Raw genomic sequence first — 19,769 nt, 5'->3', positions numbered from 1 at the left:
TTTGCTGATCGTAATCCTGGCGCAGGACGACGATCAGCAAGAGCCTTTAGGAGAACAGTCATGAAGAAGTCCCGCTCGCATCTTGCCATTTCATTGGCTTTCAGCTTGGCGGCCGCCACGGCCAGCGCCGCCCAAAGCTGGCAAGGCGTTCAGGTAATGCCCAAATCGGCAGGAGTTGAAATTCTGGACGACAACGGCGCATCGGTCAGCATGTACGACATTGCTTGGCCTGCCGCCGTCCAGCGAACCAAGGGACGCTTCTTATGGGTGCAGGATGAAGGCGGTTACAGCCGCAACCTGGCGGGCGGATGGATCTATGCCGACGACGTGGTGAAGCTTGACGAGGCCCACAGCTACTACACCAACGAACTTCGCCGTAGCGAGACCGCCTGGCTAGACTGGATGTGCGGCATCAGTTGGGAAAACCAAAACGAGCCGGGCATTGCCGCGCAGTATTATCAAAACGTTTTGACGATTGATCCCAATACGCGCCTGGACGACGTGCATATTCGCTTGGGGCGATTGCTCGCTGGGCAACAATTGCTCAACGGCCGCGGCAGGTACAACCCGGTGCAGCGCGATGCCTGGGAACAGCATTTCCAAATGGCTCAAAGCATTAACGCCAATCGGCCTCAATTGTATTACGAGTGGGGCCTCGCGCTCAGTCAGGCCTGTGCTTGTTCGCAAGCCAAGTCGCTGGCATCTCAGCAGGCAAAACTCGCCTCCAACGCCACGGCCGACAGCGCGCCAGAAGGCATTGTCGATTCGAACACCGACCAAGCAAATTCGCCCAACCAAGTCGCCTTATCGCCAAAGCAAGACGCGAATCTCAAATCGGCAATTCCCGCTGCATCGGGCGGCCCCGCAATGGCTCAGCGAAACCTGCCATCCGAAACCATTGCCGCCGGCGTCCCCGCCGGGCCAACAGCCGCCGGAGCCGATGCGGCCGTCCAATCGTTGGCTTACTATGAACGTGCCGAACAACTTGACCCTCGTTGGTGGCGCATTCCGCTGGCCAGGGCTGAACTGATGCTCAACCAATGCGATCAGGAATCCGCGGATTGCCCCGGCGAACGCGCCATCGTCCCCAACGCAAAGCCGGAATTCCTTACCCAATTGGTTACCCACTGCCATCGAAATGCCGGACGTGAAGCCGGCGCGACGCAGCCGCTTCCCGACACCGATCCATCATTGGCCGGTGCCAATTCCCGCAGCGCTGCCGCGCCAACAGGTGAAACGCCTGTTCCAACTTACGTTTCCGGTGTACTAAAAATTGCCCTGGACGATTTCAATCGCTCGATCAGCCTGAACGCCAATGCCCTGGATGCCTACCGCGATCGTGCGGAAGTTTTGCGGTTGATGCAGCGCTATGACGAAGCCGAGCAATCGGCTACCACCGCCTGTAAGCTTTGCTACTACCGACAGGCCGGCAGCCTGCGCACATTGGCCCAAATCAATCACGACCTGCAGCTTAACCAACCCGCCGCCGATTTTGCCCTGCGGGCCGCGGAGCTCGCTTCAGGAGACGAGCAGCAACGCTATTTGCAATTATGGTACAAGTGCAGCAAGCAGTGCTCTGACGAAACCGCAAAAATTGCCGTGGCCTCGGCTCAAGCCGGCTATGTAGCATCTCGTGGCGGTGACGAAGAAGACCCCGCCGGAAACTCGCAGGCGCAAAAGCCCCCCGCCCACATCGAGCCCCCGCCAGGATTCCTCTCGCGCGCTGCCAGCGCGGTGCCTGAGTAAATGCGGTCAATTATTGAGCCGGAGGGGCTAAGCTTTGCGGCGTGAAAGCGTTTAGCTGCTGCTGTAGTTGCGGAATAACCGAAAACGGCGGCACAGTCGCCGGACCCGGCGGAGCAAACTGCTCTTTCAACCCGCCGTTGCGAAGTTGCTGATCGAGGAAGTACAACTTTTGCTTGGCGTCTTCGATTTCATCGCTCAGGTTTTTCTTTTGCTCGCTGTCCTTGGTTTGCTCCAGCGTCGCGCTTAACCGCTTAATTCGGTCTTGAAGTTGCCGCTCCAGATCCACTTCCTGTGCTGGCGGAATACTGAGCAGGCTTTCGTTCTGTTCGTTAATGGCAATCGTGGCCTTGACTACTCCCACTCCGTCTTTCTGCGTGGTGGGCAATCCCAGCGCATCGACGTAGTAGGTCACGTCCTTGGTCAGACGCGCCGGGGAATCGTGTACGGCGTAGTCGAGAATTGCCAAGGCGAGCTTGGTAAGTTCGTCGCGTCCCTCGGCACACACCCACACATAGACGTCGCAATAGCAGCCGACATAAATGCAGCCGCAATCCTTTGGCACGTCCTTTTTACAGCCTACGTGGAACCAACAAGACCCCTTCAAACAGTCCGACGTAATCGTGCCGCCGGTCATCTGGCTGATCTTTCCGTCGGGATCTCCTGTATAAAACGTGTTGAACCGCGCCTGGCAATCGGGGCAACTTTTCGACGCCGGGCCGTATCCGCAGTTGCTGACGGCCGTTTGATAGGCGCAGCGCATCAGCTCGAGCTTCCGCGGATCGTTGATCGGCGTCATCGTGAACGATTCCACGCATTGCCGTTGCGCAGTGGTGGAAAGCCCCAACGAGCTAAGCATGAAACTCAAGAAAAATGGCGGAGTAAAAAATGTGGGGATTTTTGATGCCGAACTCAAGGCGACAGAGGTGGATCCAGAGGTAATGGGCCGGCCAAAACTTGGCGTGATTCCGCCTGAGGCCTGATCGGTCACGCTCGCAACGCCCTGGTTCGGGTAGGAAAAGTACGGCATCGAGTTGTAGTCGTAAACGAACATCGCCAGGTTATCCATCACCTCCTGAAGCTGCAAATCGCCCACCGTCGTGGCTTCGCGGACCGAATTCTTCCGCAACTGCACGTGCGTGCAGCCGGCTAACAGCCCAACAAGGCCACAAACCACAAGTGATGCCGCGAACCTCGCAAACCCGGTTGGTAATATGTGCTGTGGCATGGGCAAGCCTGGGCGATGGTCTTGCGACCGGCAAAACTAATGCTTCCGTTATATCCACTAGAAGCTTTCGGATCGTTACTTCCCCACCATTGAGCATCTGCGGAATAGCTGCTTCGATCGGTATAATCGATACAGTTTCCCATGCGTTGCTAGCTAGTTTTCCTTCGCGGAATTCACTGAACTCAACACCCCTCTGGCGCCGCCTCCTCGCCCCAAACTGTTGCTGTCTATTAGGATAGGTATATATTGAACATATCCGGCTTTGCTCGAACTGCCCCATCGGTCCCATGAAGCTTTGGCCCTGGCTACTTGTCGCGGTGGTACTGCTGTCTCGCGTCCCATGCGCCTTGGCCGAAGACGCCCTCACGCCGGTCGCCGGAAATCAATCCGCGCCCGCTTCCAATGCAGCGGCTCCTAACTCTACCCCCGCCGTCGATCCGACAAAGTTTCATGCGCTCTTGGTCGGCTGCACCAAGTACGACAATTTGAAGCCGGAAAGAAGTCTGCATGGTCCGGCCAACGACGTCGAATTGGTCCGCCGGTTCTTTACCGATCAATTGCATCTTCCCCTCGCAGGAATTGCTGTCCTTTCCGAGGCGGAGGCAGCCGTGCGCGGTTCGGACTTTCGGCCCACGCACGACAACATTGTCCGCGAAATCCAAAACTTAATCGATGTAGCGCATGAGGGAGACCAGGTCGTGCTGCTGTTGGCTGGTCACGGCGGACAGCAGCCGGAACGAAAAGATCCCGACCCCACATATCTCAAGCCCGACGGGCTGGATCAAATGTTTCTGCCTTGCGATTGCGGCCAGTGGAGCGGCAAAAAATGGTGCGTGGAAAAAGGCATCCCCGATTACGAACTCCGCTCTTGGTGCAAACAAATCACCAATCAGAAAAAAGCCAGATTGTGGGTGATTTTAGACGCCTGCTGCTCGGGTTGGACCTTGCGCGGCAACTCGACGGAAGTCACCCGGAGCATTTCGACCGACGACTTGGGAATTCCGGAAAACGACCTGGCCGATGCACGGAAAGCGGCCGCGGCCAGGCAACCTGCCAGCCGCGGTGGCGAGCCGTTGCCTGCCGAAGGCGTCACGCAGGGGGCCTTTGAGTTTAGTCCGCAGTCCCCCGATTACGTCGGCATCTATGCGGCCCAGCGGGACGAATCAGAATTGGAAATGCCCATGCCCTGTGATGCCGAAGGCGACCATCCGCAAAAGGTTCAAGGATTATTAACGTATGCCATTGTCGACATTCTCAGCCGCACCTCACGGCCGATCACTTATGGCGAGCTCGCCAATCTCATCCGGCAGCGCTATCCGCAATGGGGACGCACCACCGGTCCCACCCCTGTCGTCGAGGGTTTAGCCCAAGATCGCGAAGTTTTGGGCGTTCAGCGCTGGCCCGGCCGATCGAGCCAACGTTGGCAAAAAGATGACTCCGGCAATTTGACGGTCAACGAAGGAGAAGTTCAGGGCCTCAGCCCGGGCACTATCTTGACGCTGCATCCGTCGGTCGATCAACCCGATGCGGCAGCCGTGTTGGGCTATGCAAAAGTGGAGGACTGCGAGTTGCTGGATTCCACCGTCAAACCCACTCGGTACAACGACACGCGCGAACCACGGAAGTCCGCTTTGCCCAATGGCGGTTGGTTCGAAGTGGCCCAAACCGATTACGGTTCGCTGCGCGTTAAGGTGGGCGTCGACATGCAGCCCGTGGTGACGGACGCTTCGGCCGATCAAGCCACTCTTCACGACGAAGCTGAGTCGGCGGCATTGCGGCGTTTGGGCAGTGAATTGAAATCCGCCGTTTCCAAAGATGATTCACTGTGCCAGTTCGCCGACAATCCCCAAGCGGCCCAATGGATCGTGCAACTGCGCGACACAAAGTTGATGCTGCTGTCGAAAGACGCCGCCGAAATTCGTGGGAAGTTGCCCGAAGGCGTCTCGCGGTTCAGCATTCCAGACGATCAGCCCGTCCCGGCTATCGTGCGCGACATGACACGGATTGCTCGAGCCCAAAACTTGCTGAATTTGACCGCCGCTCAGCAAGCGGCCGGCGGTGTGGATGCAACAGGCGGCGATCCTTCGCATCCTAATGTCGATTTGAAAATCATGCGTTTCAAAAGCAAAACGGATCGCCAAGGCGTCGAAATTGAACTGACGAAAGGCCCGCTTACGTTGATAACAGGCGATCACATTGGTTGGCAAATGACCAATCGAGGCCCGACCGACGTGGCTGTAAGCCTGCTGTATATCGACGCCGGATTCGGCATCCAGGCCATCTATCCCCGCCCCGGCTCCGGCACCGACAACATGCTCACCAAACATGGCGGGGCTCACACCACCAAGGCCGCCACCATTACCGCCAACCCCGTTGGAACTGAACACGTCGTGCTCATTGCCGTGCCGCGATTACCCGAACATCAGGCCCCCGATTTTAGTTTCTTGGAGCAAGAATCTTTACCCCTGGCCCGCGGCGCCGACGACCCGGTAAACGCAAGCCTGGAATCTCCTCTGGGACGATTGCTGAAAAATGCCATGTATGGCACGGGCGGCACACGTGGTTTAGATTCCACCGATGCCGTGGAATCGCAATTGACGCTCCAATCGTGGCGCGTCGTCGGCGAACCGGGCTCGTAACGGCTTCCCCTGGCCGCTATCGCCAATCGCCGCTCAGAACGAAAGGAGCCCAATACTTGGGCGACAGACGACCGCCAGATTCCGACGCCGGAGCATCGATCTCTAGGCCGCGGTTTTGGCCAACAAGTTTGGCCGCGTGCGGATCGTAATGCCGCAACATTTCCAACTGCGCCTGACGCAGCGCCTCCAGCTTGCCCAGCGGATGGTCCTTATCCCACAACCGCTTGTAGAACTCGACCATCAGGGTTTGCGTGGCGGCATCGTCGACGCTCCACAGCGAAGAGATGGTGGTCTTGGCCCCGGCAACTTGAAAAGCGCGTTGCAAGCCCAACGTTCCTTCGCCGCCGGCAGTTTGACCAAGACCCGTTTCGCAGGCCGACAGCACCGCCAGATCGACCCCATGCAAATCCAAGGAGCTTACTTCTAACGCCGTCAAAATGCCGTCGTCCTGATCGGGCTTGGGCGGCGCGTTGGCGCCTGCCAATACAATGCCGGACAACAAGCCGGGAATGTTGGCGGCATTTCCATTTCCTCCGGTTGAAGTTGCCGCTTGACTGAGAAACGATTGTTGTGCAAAAGGTTTTCGCGTCAATTCGTACTCCGCCACGTCGCCGCCGGCGGCAGGTTGCACGCGCAGGCTGATTTTGGTGCCCACCGGTCCCCGCATCATTCGCTCAGTTTCCGGAACCGATTTACCCTCCAGCAATGTCCACGCTTTGCCGTCGGCGGCGACGGCCAGAATGCGGTCATCCGGCTTTAGCCGGCCATCTTGTGCAGCAGCGCCGCCGGCGATCAACCTTGCTATGGCGATCTGCTTCCCGTCCAACCGCAAAATAACCCCCACGCCGGAATTGGTCGCCGGCGAAAAAAATCCATGCGTGGCTAAATGCAGATATTGGCATTGGGGGGCCGCTTCGCGGAATCGCTGCTGCGTGGCGTCCCCTCGTTTCAGGTCGAGCATTTGTCCGGCGGCAAACCGCTCTCGGTAAATCTGCCCAATCAAATCAATTTCCGTGCTCGTGCCCGGCAGTGGCGAGAATTCCGTTTTACCCATCCCGCGGATCGCAGCCTGGGGCGCATCCGCCGCCAACAGCAAATTGCCCGCTGCCTGCGGCTCAGGATGCCCGGGCGAGGCCCCATAATCCACGTCGCCAAGCAACAGCAAGCTGGAATTGGAATGCTGCGCAGCAGTGCGGTTTTCCTCCAATAGGCTCGGCAGCATTTGCGGCACGGGAATGATCGCAATGCCGATGTCTTCGATCAAAAACGTATCCGGCTTATTGCCGGGCAGTGCCTCCCACGGAAAACTTGCCGTGTCGCCGTCAGGCGAAATCAACACCACATGCACGCCATCCAAATGCGCCGACAACGGCTCCCACAACAATCGGCGCAGCGTCTGGCCGGGCGATTCTTCCGCAGAATTGGCCACAGCGCCGTAGGTTACACGCCATTTTCGAACCGCATCGCTGATCGGATCCATCAATCCCAAATCCACCAACACCGCTTGCCTGTCATGACGCATCACCGACGCCATCAACCGTTCCTCCGTGCGCCGCACAGTCGATCCGTCAGCTTTTTTTTCCGCAATGTTGCGTTGGAATTGCAACAAATCCACCACAACCATGTCGGGCGGCAGCTGTTCGGCAAGTTGCTCGACGGTCAGCTGCCGTTGATCGTGCAACTTTTGGAAAGCGGCGCTCTGCTTGCTTAACTCCGCTTCCAGCGATTCCTTGCGCTCCGTAAGATCGTCAAGCTGCTTGTGCCAGGCTGCTTGTTTGTCCGCCGGCGGTGTGGCGCGACCCAGTCTGGCCAGCCGATTCGAAACATCGGTCAATTCGTCCCACAGTGGTTTCTCCGTGGCGCCGTCGTCACTGCGTGCCGCATGCGCTATTTGCTGCCGGAGCGTAATGGCGCCTTTCCAGGCCAGCATCTGCTGGCAAACGGCCGTCGGGTCGCCGCCGGCCAGCAAGGCACACGAAACGAAGGAGTCCAAGTACATTCTGCTCTGTTGAACATTGGCGAATTGCTGATTTTCTGATTGCACGGCCGCCGTCTGATCGAGATTTCGATTGATGATCTCGCTCGCCCTCTGGTACAGCGACAACGCTTGCTCCTGTTTGCCCGTGGCGCTGTACGCGAAGGCCAAATTATTCAGCGCTAATGCCGTCGACGGATGATTTGGCCCCAGCGTTTTTTCAAACGTGGCCAACACCCGCTCGTGCAGTGGCACTGCGTCTGCAAAATCGCCGCTTTGTTCGTCATACCTCGCTAGATTGTTGACGGTGGTCAACGTGGTCAGATTTTCTGGCCCCAGCGCCTGCTGGCGAATTTTTAACGCGCGCTGGCTCATCGCAATCGCCTCTTCATAGTTCCCTTGCTGAGAGTACACTTCGGCGATGTTGTTGAGCACCCTGGCGGTATCCGGATGGTCGGGGCCCAGGCGTTTCTCATCAATGTCCAGCGCCCGCTGATACGAAGACAGCGCCTCGCCAAAATCGCCTTGCGACTCGTACGTTAACGCCAGTCCATTCAAAACCACTGCAACTTGGGGATGCTCCGGCCCGTAGGCTTTCTCATCGATATTCAGCGCCCGCTCATACAGCGGCACGGCGGCCGCATAGTTCCCCTCTAATCGATATTCCGCCGCTAAGCCCGCAATCAAAACCGCCGTATTCGGATCATCGGACCCCGCGGCGTTTTCCATGATTTTTACCGCGCGCTGGAACAGCGGTAGCGCCTCAGCGGAGTTGGCTTGCGCGCTATACAACAAGGCTAAATTGTGGACGCTGGCCGCGGTTTCTTTGGCGTCCAGGCCATAAATCTGCTCGCAAATTTTCAACGCTCGTTGAAACAGCGGCAGCGCGTCGGAGTAGCTCCCTTGCTCGCGATAAAAATCCGCCAAGTTGTTCAGACTGACCCAGGTTTGCGGGTCGTTCGGTCCCAGGACTTTTTCATCGATCGCCAGAGCCCGCTTGAAAAGCGGCAGCGCGTCGGCATAGTTGCCCTGTGCTTGGTAGGCCCCCGCCAGACTCCTCAGTGACATGGCGACTTGAGGATGATCGGGCCCGTAAGTCTTTTCTCGAATTCTCAGCGCACGCTCATAGAGCGGCAACGACTTGGCGTATTGTGCTTGTTCATCGTACATGGTCCCCGCATTATTCAGATCGGCCGCCACATGTGGATCATCTGGCCCGTATGCTTTTTCATCGATGCCAATGGCCCGCAGCATCAGCGGCTCAGCTTGCGCAAAAAGATGTTGGTCCACATACAGTTCTGCTAACTCGAAAAGGCAATTGGCCATGCCGGGATGATCGGGGCCATAATGCTGTTCCACAATCTTCAAGACCCGCTGATAAACCGCTTCCGCCTCGGTGTACTTGTGCTCTGTTCGGTACAGCTTGCCAAGCGTGAACAGGCACCCGGCCACATCGGGATCATTCGGCCCCAAGTTCTTTTCGCAAATCGCCAAAGCCTGCTGATAAAACGGCTCGGCCTGCGCATACTTTCCCTGGCCGGCGTATAGCCCGGCCAAATTGTTCAGCGATTCGGCCACAGCCGCATGTTCCGGGCCAAAAGCCTTTTGGTTAATCTTCAAAGCCCGTTGGTACAGCGTTTCGGCCTGGGCATAACCGCCCTGACGAAAGTACAACAGCGCCAGGTTGCTTAGGCATTTAGCGACGGCAGGATCGTCGGGACCCAGCACTCGCTCGTTGATTTCCAGGACTTGTTGAGCCAGTTTTTCCGCCTCGGCAAACTTGCCTTGCCCATACAGTTGTCCCGCCTGCTTACTAAGGTCCAGCGCCTTGTCCAGTTGGGCCTGCTCTTCGGGAGTGTGTTGCGTTACGGCTTGCTGCGCACCAGTAGATGGTTTGTCGGCAGCGGGCGGATCCTCAGCCAGCGCGGCAATCGAAAGAATGAAGACGCAATTGATTAGCCCCAACCACGCTAAAGCGATGAAGCGGATCATGTCATGCTGTTGCCGGGTCAAAAATAATTGCGCTGCATTTCAGGTCAGGCCGGCTTCACCATGCAGTGGTTATTGACGCGCTACTTGATCTTCAGCGATCCGTCGTTCTGCACTTCGATGGTTTTTCCGTCCTTTTGCAATTTTTGCAGATAGTCGATGGTCGCCTTGGTCACATTGATTTGCGGCGGCGCACCAATTAACTTCGGATTTCCAGGTTGCTCCTCAAACTTTAAATCCTTCAGCGCAGCCGATACCAATCCGGCGTTCTCGGTAATGAACATGGCGCCCAACGACGCACCCACACCGATCAGTATACCACCCATCAATAGCAACCACGTTTTTTTTAAGTTCATATTAAAATCCTTTGGCTGGAAACAGTAACTACGCTCGGCATACGCCCGGTCGTCATTACGCTGGCTTGCATCGCCAGGAAATGAATCTGCCAGCAGCGAACCCCATGAAGCGGCTGTGCCTCAAAACTCGAAATCCGAATATCGAAATTCGGACTGAATCGAGTCCCCTAAGCCCATGGGTAACAATAAAAGTGGTCAGGGCCGGGATTGAACCGGCGACACACGGATTTTCAGTCCGTTGCTCTACCAACTGAGCTACCTGACCAACGAATCACCAGCCTGCAATGTGCGATCCTGGGGCACGACTTGCCGCTCCATGCTACCCAGAGTTTGCCACCCCGGTTCGGCAACCGTTCGCTTAGGTTGCCAAACCGCTGCCGACGTCCGAATACGGATCGTAAATGCCCCCAGCCAGATTGTCAAACCGGTTCAGCACCCCTGCCAAGTTCTCCCACAAAGCCGCAAGGGTTCATGGCAAATGGCCCTCGCAGGACATACACTAAAGATTGCTCGTTCGTCTGTCTGCAGTTTATTCGGAGAAACTTTGGCATGTATTGCCGCCTCCTGAACCATTCGCTGTCACCATGCTGGATGATGTTGCTATGCATGCTGGGTGGCACGGCTGCCTGGGATACGCATTTTGCCGTTGCCGCGCCAACGGTCGACGTGCCGCCGTCTGCCATTTCACGGGTGTTGCCCGCGGGGAAACTGCCTGCCGACAGTCGCTTGGGCCCGCTGAAAGATCTCAACGGTTATTTTCCATTCACGCCTCCCAATACGCGTGAAGATTGGGACGATCGCGCCGAACACGTACGCCGACAAATCGAGGTGGCCGCAGGGTTGTGGCCCATGCCCGAAAAAACGCCGCTCAACGCCGTGGTATGGGGACGCGTCGATCGTGACGACTACACGGTGGAGAAAGTTTACTTCGAAAGTTATCCCGGTTATTTCGTGACCGGCAACTTATATCGCCCCAAAGGTCATACGGGAAAACTTCCCGGAGTGTTATGCCCCTACGGTCATTTTGCCGACGGCCGCTTTAATGTTGTACCGCTGGACTCGCCGGACCCAAAAGTAGTCACAGTGAAAAAGTTGATTCAAGCCGGGGCCGAAAAGTTTGAAGGCAGCGGACAGCATCCTGTGCAGGCCTACCCGGTGCAGTTGGCACGCATGGGTTGCATCGCCTTCCAATACGACATGGCCGGTTACGACGACAGCCTGCAAATTCCTTTCGATGTGGCCCATTTCCACAGCCAGCAGCGACCGCAAATGGACACGCTGCAAAATTGGGGCTTTTACAGTCCGCAGGCCGATTTGCATTTGCAAAGCATTTTGGGGCTGCAAACGTACAACTCCGTTCGCGCGCTCGACTTTTTGTGCCAGTTGCCCGATGTCGATCCGGACCGCTTGGCGGTCACCGGCGCCAGCAGCGGCGGCACCCAAACGCTCATGCTGTGTGCGATCGATCCGCGCCCCGCCGTGGCGGTCCCCGCCGTCATGGTTTCCACCGCCATGCAAGGGGGCTGCACGTGCGAAAATGCCGACCTCTTGCGCCTCGACACCGGAAACGTCGAATTCGCCGCGCTGTTTGCTCCCAAGCCGTTGTGCGCCATCGCCGCCAACGATTGGACCAAAGAACTGGCCACCAAGGGCGGACCGGAACTCCAACAACTTTACGATCTGTTGGGCGCCCATGACAACTTGCAGATCAAACCGTTTCTCGAATTTCCGCACAATTTCAATTACGTCAGCCGCAGCGCCATGTATCAGTGGATGAACAAGCAATTGAAATTGGGTCTGCCCGAACCGGTCGTCGAGGCCGATTTCGTTCCGCTCTCCCGCGCGGAAATGACCGTTTGGGACGATCAGCACCACCAACCCGTCGGCGGAGAAGATTTCGAACGCAACCTGCTGCGCACCATGACGGAAGATGCGCGGAATCAGTTGACCAAGCTCATCCCGCATGACGATAAATCGCTGTCTGCATTTCGCCACGTCGTCGGCGATGCCTGGGATGTGCTCATCGGCCGTGGCGTTTCCAAACCCGCGGATGTGGAATTTCAACAACAAGGCGATACGCTCCGTCACGAAAAATTTCTCCAAAAAAAGGGCTTGCTCCTCTATAAGCCGCGGCAGGAGGAAGTGCCGGCCATCTTGTTGCAGCCCCGCGGCGAAACCAATCGCACGGTCATTTGGCTCGATCCCGCCGGTAAAGCCGCCTTGTTTGCCGCCGATGGCTCACCCAAGCCCCTCATCCGAAAACTCTTGGACAGCGGGGCCCAAGTCATCGGGCTGGACCTTTTGTATCAGGGCGAATTTTTGTCCGACGGCAAGCCGCTGGAGCACACTCGGCAGGTGGCGACGAAAGACCGAAATTCGGCCGCTTACACATTCGGCTACAATCGCGCCTTGTTTGCCCAGCGAGTGCACGATGTGCTGACGGCCATTAGTTATTTCCGCGGCGACGATCAACCCTGGGGCGCCATCGACCTGGTCGGACTGAACGGCGCCGGCCGCTGGGCAATTGCCGCCAAGGCCATGGCCGGCAAAGCGGTCGATCGCACCGTTGCCGACACCGCCGGCTTCCGTTTCGGCAACGTCACGGCGATCGATCATCCCGACTTTTTGCCCGGCGGCGCAAAGTATTTCGATTTGCCGGGTCTGTTGGCCCTTTGCGCTCCCCGAGAATTATGGCTCCGCGGCGAAGCGTTGCCCGATGCCGCCGCCACTGCCTCTGCTGCTCCCGCTTCGGCCTCCGCTTCCGATGCTGCAAGCCCTGCCCCGCCTCCCGCCACCGCCACCGATATGGACGTGGTTGCCGCTGCGTTCAAGTCCGCCGGCGCACTCGATAAAATCACTCTCTACGACGGCCCGGCCGACAAAGCGGAAGAAGCCGCGATTGACTGGCTGCTAAAAAAGTAAATCCATTGCTCCACTTATCTGCCTGCTATCCAGCGCAGCAAGTGTAAAGCCATGGCCGCCGCGCCGAAGGAGGCCAGAAACGTCTTCAGTTCGTCTCCCCACACGAATCCCGTGGATTTGAGTGGCGCCATCGAATCTGCCCGCGCCATCTTTTGGGCTGGTTCTGCCGGTAACGCCAACGGTCGTCCCGCTTGTACGTCAATCGTCGGTGTTGGGGAGCCGGATCCACTGCGCATCGCAATTTGGGTGGTTGGTGTATTACTCCAGGCGATCGATCCACCATCATCCTGCGAAGAGCCGATGCCCCCCTCGAACTTGGCTTGGGGTTGAACCCATCCGTTTGATTTAATCTGATTAGCCGCCACCGCCGTGGCCCGATTTTGTTCCGTACTGGCGGGCTGCAACGTCTTCAAATCAAGAGCCGTACGTTGCAAAAACTGGTTCACGCGACCGCCATAACTGCCGTCGGTATGGCCGCCCCCTTCGCCGAACAAAACGCCGGCCAATTCCCCCCGGTTGTTAAAAATTGGCCCGCCCGAATCACCGTGCCGCGCCGCGGCCGCCAGTTCCACAATTTCCGCTGGCCTTCCCGGCGCCGGCGATAAATACTCGGTGCAGGGGCCCGATTGCATTTTGTAATCTCCCTTGCCGTAACCGGCGATGGTCAGCATTTCGCCCGGCCGCGGCGGCACCGTGGAAATCGTCACCGGCGTCACCGCCGGCGGCTTCCAAATCAGCAAGGCCGCCAAATCCCATTCCTTGTCGGTCCGTACGACTCGCGCCATGGAATGAAATCCGTCGGCAAAGACCACTTCCACCGGTCCCACGGCATCGCGCACCACGTGCCAATTGGTAATCACCAGCCCGTAATCTTCGTTGGCGTCGACCAGCGTGCCTGAACCCAGCGACATGCTGTCCTGATCGACCGCAATCACGCGCACCACCGCCGGATGCGGCGTCTGCCGCTGCGGCGCGCCCGACCATAGCGAGGCCAAGCGCAATGCTTGGTTTTCGCCCGCTGGCGCTTCCTGGGCGCATGCGTGTCCGGCCGTGGCCCACAATTGCAATATCGCCACGGTCCCAAAGAAGATGTTTCCCGCCCAACGCTTCACTTTCATGCCGGTTTTTGCGGGGTGTCGTTGGCGGCTTGTTCCTTGCCGATGAAATCCTCGGGGTCAAAAACTGCTAAATTCACGGTCGAAGAAAGCGAACTTTTCGCCCCCCGCGTGGAAAGTCGTGATCGGCCTTCCACCGAGCGGCGCTGCGCTTCGTTCTGCAAAATCATCTTCAGCAATCGGCGGCGAAGCTGCTCCCGGTCGTGCGGCAATTTTAATTCACCGTCGGCGTGAGCGGGATCGATGGCGGTTTTTCGATCAGGGGGTTGTCGTTTCATGCGGCGATGGGGCGACCGCCTTGCAATTCGGCGTCGCGCGGAGGGAAATCTTGCCCGTGGTTGAACTGCGCTTTCAGCCGTTGCAGTTCCGCTCGCAGTGCATTGTCCGCCAATTTTGCCAATGTGAGCCGGGCAGGAAAACCCGCCAAATGCACGGCGGCATTGCGGGCTTCGTCCAGCACGTCGGCGGAAAGGTACAAGGTGGCGCGCACTCGAGAGACGGAATTGTTTCGGGCAGGCTGAAGCATGGTGCCTCCTGGCGGAAAATGCCGGTGGGTCATCCACACGGCGACAGTAAGCAAATTCGAAAGGGGGGTTGGCGGAGTGGAAACGTCGCACGTTTCACCACACGTCCGACCATTGTTGAATGTCGGACATCGCCGCCCGTTAGCCCAAAAAGAAATCGGTCCTCGACATGGACCAAAGTTCAAGAGCATTTACCGCAGACGGTAAACTTTCCGCAGTCTGCGCCACGCGGCATTCCCTGCCTGAAAAACTGCAAAAATGCCTTACCCAAGCACCACTTCCATGGACTGACTGCTCCGAACGACCGGAATTCCCCCTTCGCGGCCACCGGCCTGCGATCGATGATGCGTCCATGTTCTGATCGATATTGCCCCGCACAATTAGCAGCACAACGCTCAGATCGCGCAATTTGTTTCCCATGCAGGCCGGCCGAGGATGCAGCGCCGGCCCCTTCTCTCTATAATTTCACGACCACCGCGACGGACATTAACCTAAACCCGACTATCCAAACCTCGCAACGCGAACCGTATCTTTTCAGCAGCTTATGTCTCACCCCAAATTCACTCCCGATCAATTCCGCGTTCTGTTCGATTGGCCCGTCCAATGGGGCGATCAAGACCTCTTCGGCCACGTCAACAACACCGTCTATTTTCGCTGGTTCGAATCGGCCCGGGTAGATTACTTGCACCGCCTGGGCATGGCCCGGCTCCACGGGGACGAAGCATTAGGACCCATTCTGGCCCACATCGGTTGCAATTTCCGCCGCCAGTTGCAATACCCGGATACCGTGCGCATCGGCACTCACATCACGCACATCGGCCGCACCAGCATGACCATCGAGCAGGCTTTGTGGAGCACCGCCCAAAACCTGGCCCTGGCCGCCGACGTGACTTCGACCATTGTGCTGTTCGATTACAACCCTCAAAAACCGATCCATGTGCCCGAAAACATTCGCCGGCAGATTGAAGAATTGGAAGGGAGAAAATTGGCTTAGGAAAGCTCCCGTAGAATTCCAAACGAAAATTGGCGAATTCTTTCACTTGTGGTAAACTATCAGCATGACACCGAAGTTGACACCCGAACAATCCGAAGCCCTTCAGCGCAGCAATGGCCCGCTGGCCGTTGAAGACGAACGAACACATCGCGTGTACTATGTTGTTGACGAACCCACGTTTGTCAGCCTGCAACAACAAGAGGACGCTGCCGCGATTCGGGCTGGAATTGCCGACCTGGAAGCGGGCCGGATCGTAACCCTTGAAGAACTTGATGCCCGAATCCGCAAGCGGCTCGGCTTGAATTCTCAGTAATGCGCTACATCGTGGTCACCACTCAGCGGGCCGCTCAGGAAATTGAAGACTCAGCCGCATGGTGGGCTATTTAGTTTTTGCTTCGTCCGCTTCTTTGACTGCGTTTAGTTTCTCAAGTGCCTTCTGTGCATCTTCAGCCAGAGCGGACACCGGCGACTTGGCCGCTTCTTCCAAATCGGGAATCGCCACCAAGGCGGGTTTGCCAATTTCACCGAGCGACTCGGCCGCGAATAGGGCGGCATCGGTTTTGGATTCTAGGACTTTCCGCCGAAGCGAATCGACTGCATCAGGCATTCCTACAGAAACGGTCCCTAAAGCGATAGCGGCCTCCCGCTCAACAACACCTTCTCCGCAGTTTAGGGCTCTAATCAAATCAGGGACCGCGGGTTTTGCCAAAGGCCCGAGTTGTCCAAGAGTGCCGGCTGCATATTGTCGAGTAAACGCCCAGTTACCGTTCAAATAGTCGACAATTTCATCGAGAGCCTCTCGATTGTTTGGATTCTTCTGAAATTCCTGTCTCAACTCCTGCATTCGCGCCGCTTCTCGCTTTCCTCGGGCTAGGTCCGATTCAAAAAAATGCCCGCGATACGCCGCAAAAATGATGAGGGCCATTAGCAACCAGACCGCAATTTTTTTATCTACCGATTTCATAGTTGCCATGGTTGTAAAGACGGGCAGAAATTATTGCCTATTTCCCAGCGTGCGACCCAGCGCAATTGCCACACGGCGGCAGGTATCCATCGTCTGGCGGAACTGCTCCGGGTTCAGCGATTGATTGCCGTCGGATAGGGCATTTTCTGGATCGGGATGCACTTCCACAATCAGCCCATCCGCGCCGGCGGCCACGCTGGCGGCGCACATTTGCGGCACGAGCCAGGTGTATCCCGTGCCGTGGCTGGGATCCACCACCACCGGCAAGTGCGTTTTGCCGTGCAGGTAAACCACGGTGGCCAGCGGCAGCGTGAAGCGGGTGTGCGTTTCGAAGGTGCGAATGCCGCGCTCGCACAACATCACTTGCTGATTGCCCGCGTCTAAAATGTACTCGGCCGCCAGCAGCAGTTCTTCAATCGTGGCGCTGGGACCGCGCTTCAGCAACACCGGACGACCGGCCTTTCCCACCGCTTCCAATAGCCGATAGTTTTGCATGTTACGCGCGCCGATCTGCAGCACGTCAGCCTGCCGCGCCACTAAATCCACGTCTTCCGTCGCCACCACTTCGGTCACAATCGCCAGACCCGTGGCTTGCCGGGCCAAATCCAGCAACTTTAACCCTTCGTCTTTCAAACCCTGGAAGCTGTATGGACTGGTGCGCGGCTTGAATGCCCCACCCCGCAGCGCGGTGGCTCCGGCCGCCTTCACCGCCTTGGCAGTGGCGAGAATTTGCTCTTCGCTTTCCACCGAACACGGCCCGGCAATCACGCCGACCGTGCCGCCGCCGACCGTCAAACTGCCGGCCCGCACCACGGTAGGCTCGGGCCGCACTTCCCGGCTGGCGATTTTGTACGGGGCCAAAATCGGCACGACTTCCGCCACGCCGGGGCCGCTTTCCAGAGAATCTTTGTAGGTTTTGCGGTCGTCGCCGACCACGGCAATCACGGTCCTCTCGGTCCCGTGAATTACATGCGGCCGTAATCCCAGTTTGTGGACGCGCTGGACCATGTGCTCAATATCTTCCGCCGATGCGCCTGGTTTCATGACGACAATCACGTGTGTGGTTCCTGTGCGGGTGGGTGAAATGGAACTATCAAAACAAAAAGCCCCGAAATCCGGCTAACCGGGTTTCGGGGCTTTTTCCACAGGGATGGCTGTGCGCCTGTGTGGCTTTCAGAGAGCGGTTACAAACCTCCCTCGGCCCCGCAACCTGGCGGGCTAAAGTAATACCAAAAGTCGAAGAAGTTACGAACTGGGCAACTCACACTAGCATTTTGTCATGCAGATTACCAAAACGCAAGAGTCAAAATGGAACGCCCCTGTCCTCTTGCCGGCGGCATATCAACTCATTTATTTCCCCTGACCTTTGCCAAATATGCCTCCAGTTGCGCTTGGGTTCGCTGCGGCGCACCCACCAGTAAATCTCCGCTCGGTTGATCGAACGTGATCGCCCCGTTTTTATCATGCCCCTGGCCGGGCCCGCCGGTCCAGAGCGCTGACTCAACGTTCGCTTTAATCCGATCGATCAGCTTCTCGCTCGCCGCGGCATCCGCGGCCAAATCACGCGCCGAATAAAACTCCACATCCATCCGCTCTCCAGCCGCGGCATGCGTAGTAATTTCAATCGTTCGCTGGTCGATCACCCGCCATGTCAAATCGGCCGAAGCCGTCAAATCATCCAGCAATTTCTCCAGCGGCGCATTCACGGCCACGGCCGCGCATTCGCTTTCGGCCGACAGGCCCTCCTGTGCCAGGGCCGCATGATTGATCACGATCGTGGCGCCCGTTGTCCGGCTTAACCATTTGATCACACCGGCCAGCGGCTGCGGCGTCGAAAAATTCGCGCTGATCGGCTTCTGCAACAGTTCCGCCGCTCGATCTTCCCGCGAAGTCAGCACAAACCGCACCGGATCGTACTGGCTTTTCAACGGTAGCCCGCGGGCTACCCGCAATCGTTCGCACAAATCCAAAATCTGCGCATGCGCCGGTTCCGTTTGCTCGATCAATAGTACGCCGTTGCCCGCCACCATCGTGGCTTTGCCGCCGGCTGTTTGCCACGAACCAGGCGCTACCATTCGCTTGACCAGCGCTGCCAATTCGCCCAAAGCCTCCGTGTCGCTGCCTACCAAATCGGTCACTGCGTATCGCACTTGGCGCAACTTTTCTTGCGGCGGATAGCCGACAATTAACTCCCCATCCCGGATTTGATAACCTAACCCCAACGCTTCCAGCGGTGTCTGGAGCACGTCGGCCACAGAGGCATCTTTCAAATGCAACTGCACCGGCACGCTCGCCGATTGCCCCAGATCGTGCAGGGCGTCTAGGTCTAACGTGATGGGAATCGTGCTAAAGTCGGAAACTAACGATAAAAAATCCGCCAGCGGCTGGCCTTGAATTTCAATGCCAGAAACCGAATCGGCAAGTCGCGCGTTGATGTTCACCTCCCGAGGCATAACGCGTTTCAAAGTGCGTGTGACAGGCTGCTGTTCGCCTGCGGCTGGCTGGGCCGTGGGAGCAACGGGCGTTGGCGGGACCGGCATCGGCGAAGCGTCCGACGGCGGCGCGGCGGCCGAGGCAACTTTGGGCGCTGCGCTTTGCACCGAAGAGCCGCCCGGTGGCGGCTGATTGGCCGCAACTGGTGTTTCCGCTGCGGGCTGAGTGCCAACCGGCGGAATTTCCACGGCGGGCTTGTCCGCCGGCGACGGTGTTTTGTCGGAAACGTTAGTTGTATTGGAGACGTTAGATTTATCTGATTGATCTGTCGCGCCGGGCGAAGGCACTCCCGCTGTTGCATCAACAACCGCATCGCTGGCTGGGGATGGTTTGGGATGGGCCATCGGCGGATTCGAATCGGTAGTTTCGAGAGTTTGCAGCGGCGGTTGATCACTCACTTGAACCCCGGCGCCGTTGGCCGACTGGCTTTCGTCGCCGTGCAGCAAAAGTCGCACGGTAAAAATCAGTACGCTTACCGCCAGCGTCGCGGTGACGCACGGCCAAAACCATCGTGGCCAAACATTTTCCGGTGGGGCTGCCGACCCGCCCGTGGGAGCCGCGACAGGCGGTGATTCTGCATTCCGCCTGGATTCGTCGGAAAACACTCCCGCCGCGGCGGCCGAGATCGTTGCGGCAGAAGCCGTAGCGCTGGGTTCCGGATCTTGCTCCGGTGGCGGGTCTTTCCACGCCGGCGATTTTTCCGCTGCAGCATGGACCACAGCAGCCTCTGTCGCTACGGCCGCTTGAATCCTGATCTCCGATCCTCGATTCCCAACGCTCGATCCTTGACTCTCGTCCGACTCCGCTTGCCCCCCGATCTCGGGTCC

At 57.8% G+C, this 19,769-nt stretch carries 14 protein-coding genes and 1 tRNA gene; 5 read left to right on the top strand and 10 right to left on the bottom strand.

The annotated features are described in order from the left end of the window. Window positions 1-60 precede the first annotated feature (60 nt). Window positions 61-1,746: a hypothetical protein gene (locus VMJ32_00165; GenBank protein HTQ37409.1), complete on the top strand. Its 1,686-nt coding sequence runs from the start codon at window positions 61-63 to the stop codon at window positions 1,744-1,746. A gap of 10 nt (window positions 1,747-1,756) precedes the next feature. On the opposite strand, the gene VMJ32_00160 is transcribed toward VMJ32_00165, so the two are convergent. Then, the gene (locus VMJ32_00160) at window positions 1,757-2,920 is read right to left on the bottom strand and encodes a hypothetical protein (protein HTQ37408.1); all 1,164 of its coding nucleotides are present in this window, start codon (window positions 2,918-2,920) and stop codon (window positions 1,757-1,759) included. 338 nt (window positions 2,921-3,258) lie between these two features. On the opposite strand from VMJ32_00160, the gene VMJ32_00155 reads away from it, so the two are divergent. Then, window positions 3,259-5,610, top strand: a complete 2,352-nt coding sequence (locus VMJ32_00155; GenBank protein ID HTQ37407.1) for a caspase family protein — start codon at window positions 3,259-3,261, stop codon at window positions 5,608-5,610. Between the two features lie 16 nt (window positions 5,611-5,626). Here the strand turns inward: VMJ32_00155 and VMJ32_00150 are convergent, their stop codons facing one another. From VMJ32_00150 to VMJ32_00140, 3 genes are all read right to left on the bottom strand, one after another. After that, window positions 5,627-9,577 (bottom strand): tetratricopeptide repeat protein, encoded by a 3,951-nt coding sequence (locus VMJ32_00150; GenBank protein HTQ37406.1) that lies wholly within the window; start codon window positions 9,575-9,577, stop codon window positions 5,627-5,629. An 80-nt stretch (window positions 9,578-9,657) separates the two neighbouring features. Continuing rightward, window positions 9,658-9,930: a hypothetical protein gene (locus VMJ32_00145; protein ID HTQ37405.1), complete on the bottom strand. Its 273-nt coding sequence runs from the start codon at window positions 9,928-9,930 to the stop codon at window positions 9,658-9,660. A gap of 192 nt (window positions 9,931-10,122) precedes the next feature. Next, window positions 10,123-10,195, bottom strand: a tRNA-Phe gene (locus VMJ32_00140). Window positions 10,196-10,479: 284 nt separating this feature from the next. On the opposite strand from VMJ32_00140, the gene VMJ32_00135 reads away from it, so the two are divergent. After that, window positions 10,480-12,852, top strand: a complete 2,373-nt coding sequence (locus tag VMJ32_00135; GenBank protein HTQ37404.1) for an acetylxylan esterase — start codon at window positions 10,480-10,482, stop codon at window positions 12,850-12,852. A gap of 14 nt (window positions 12,853-12,866) precedes the next feature. On the opposite strand, the gene VMJ32_00130 is transcribed toward VMJ32_00135, so the two are convergent. Genes VMJ32_00130 through VMJ32_00120 form a run of 3 tightly spaced genes read right to left on the bottom strand, consistent with a single transcriptional unit; the run spans window position 12,867 to window position 14,493 of the window. Then, on the bottom strand, window positions 12,867-13,970 hold the full coding sequence (locus VMJ32_00130) for a serine protease (GenBank protein HTQ37403.1): 1,104 nt from the start codon (window positions 13,968-13,970) through the stop codon (window positions 12,867-12,869). Next, window positions 13,967-14,245, bottom strand: a complete 279-nt coding sequence (locus VMJ32_00125) for a hypothetical protein (GenBank protein ID HTQ37402.1) — start codon at window positions 14,243-14,245, stop codon at window positions 13,967-13,969. Before VMJ32_00125 ends, VMJ32_00130 begins: the two co-directional genes overlap by 4 nt. Continuing rightward, window positions 14,242-14,493: a hypothetical protein gene (locus VMJ32_00120; GenBank protein HTQ37401.1), complete on the bottom strand. Its 252-nt coding sequence runs from the start codon at window positions 14,491-14,493 to the stop codon at window positions 14,242-14,244. Before VMJ32_00120 ends, VMJ32_00125 begins: the two co-directional genes overlap by 4 nt. Before the next feature lie 542 nt (window positions 14,494-15,035). Here VMJ32_00120 and VMJ32_00115 point away from each other — a divergent pair. Next, window positions 15,036-15,485, top strand: a complete 450-nt coding sequence (locus tag VMJ32_00115; GenBank protein ID HTQ37400.1) for an acyl-CoA thioesterase — start codon at window positions 15,036-15,038, stop codon at window positions 15,483-15,485. 64 nt (window positions 15,486-15,549) lie between these two features. Beyond that, window positions 15,550-15,798: a hypothetical protein gene (locus VMJ32_00110; GenBank protein ID HTQ37399.1), complete on the top strand. Its 249-nt coding sequence runs from the start codon at window positions 15,550-15,552 to the stop codon at window positions 15,796-15,798. 66 nt (window positions 15,799-15,864) lie between these two features. Here VMJ32_00110 and VMJ32_00105 read toward each other — a convergent pair whose 3' ends face one another. From VMJ32_00105 to VMJ32_00095, 3 genes are all read right to left on the bottom strand, one after another. Further along, window positions 15,865-16,449, bottom strand: a complete 585-nt coding sequence (locus VMJ32_00105) for a HEAT repeat domain-containing protein (protein ID HTQ37398.1) — start codon at window positions 16,447-16,449, stop codon at window positions 15,865-15,867. 30 nt (window positions 16,450-16,479) lie between these two features. Continuing rightward, window positions 16,480-17,493, bottom strand: coding sequence for a 3-deoxy-7-phosphoheptulonate synthase (aroF, locus tag VMJ32_00100; protein HTQ37397.1), 1,014 nt, complete (start codon window positions 17,491-17,493; stop codon window positions 16,480-16,482). A 302-nt stretch (window positions 17,494-17,795) separates the two neighbouring features. Further along, window positions 17,796-19,769: hypothetical protein (locus VMJ32_00095; GenBank protein ID HTQ37396.1), on the bottom strand; the 1,974-nt coding region annotated here is incomplete at its 5' end.

The organism is Pirellulales bacterium, from assembly GCA_035499655.1.
Classification (GTDB): Bacteria; Planctomycetota; Planctomycetia; order Pirellulales; family JADZDJ01; genus DATJYL01.
This window is presented reverse-complemented; position numbering and strand designations above follow the sequence as displayed.